1 protein-coding gene is annotated in these 1,184 nt (G+C 78.7%); it reads left to right on the top strand.

Going from position 1 to position 1,184, the window contains the following annotated elements; translation table 11 throughout:
• Positions 1 to 141: 141 nt before the first annotated feature.
• A partial coding sequence (locus tag ACOV8S_RS05195; protein ID WP_448316337.1) for an SWIM zinc finger family protein occupies positions 142 to 1,184 on the top strand: 1,043 nt, incomplete at its 3' end.

Genomic DNA, 1,184 nt, shown 5'->3' on the forward strand with positions numbered 1-1,184 from the left:
CGCGAGGCCCTGCGGGCCGCCCGGGCAGCGGAGGCCCGTACGGACAGGGTGGGCACGGAGGAGGACGCGGCTGCGGGAGCGGGGAGCGACCGGGGGGCCGACGAGTCGTCGGCCGCTGAGTTCAAGGGGTCGGCGTCGCCCGTGAGGAGGCTCGCGGATCTGGGCGCCGCCCTGCCCGGTGCCGGCGCGGCTCTGCCCGACCGGTCCGCGGCGGCGGACGGCCCCACCGTGGACGGCCCCACCGCTGACGACCCTGCTGCGGGCCGTACCTCCGCGGGGCGCACCTCCGCAGACCGCTCCACCCCGGACGGCTCCACCCCGGACGGCTCCACCCCGGACGGCTCCACCCCGGACGGTTCCACCGCGGACCGCACCCCCGCGGACCGCACTTCGGCGTACGGCTCCACCGCGTTCGGTACCCCCGCGTTCGGCTCCGCCGGTGAACTCCCCGCAGGCCGAGGCCTCTCCGCGGACGGCGACCTCTCCGCGGACGGCGCCTCGACCCGCGACCGGCCGGGGGCCGACGTGTCGGCCGGTGACGCCGTGGAAGGGCGTCCCGCGCCGCGCCCGTCGGGGCCACCGCGAACCCCCGTGCAGGACACCCTCCCGCACGACGACCCCGCGCCCGCGGCCCGGCCCCGGGGTGTGGGCGCCGAGCTCCGCAAGACGTTCGACCGGCTGCCCCCGCGCGAGCAGGGCGCGGCCCTCGCCGGCACACCCTGGGGCGAGGCCTGGATCACCGCGCTCACCGAACGGGCGCTGGACCCCGCCCGGCTGGCCCGGGGCCGCCGTTACGCCGAGGAGGGCCGGGTCGACTCCGTGACCGTGACGCCGGGGCTCGTCCTCGCCTACGTGCACGGCAGCCGACCGCGCCCCTACCGTGCCCAGGTCCGGGTGCGCACCCTCGACGAGGACGAGTGGGAGGCGTTCCTGGACGCCGTGGCGGAGCGGCCCGCCCACATCGCCGCGCTGCTCGACCGGCAGCTGCCGGAGGGCCTGATCGAGGGCGGCGTCGGCGCCCCCCTGCTGCCGCGACGGGGAGACCTCCTGCCGTTCTGCGGCTGCCCCGACACCGGCCGCCCCTGCAAACACGCCGCCGCGCTCTGCTACCAGACCGCCCGGCTCCTCGACGCCGACCCCTTCGCGCTGCTCCTGCTGCGCGGCCGGGGCGAGCAGGAGATCCT

This window comes from Streptomyces sp. CO7 (genome assembly GCF_053474865.1).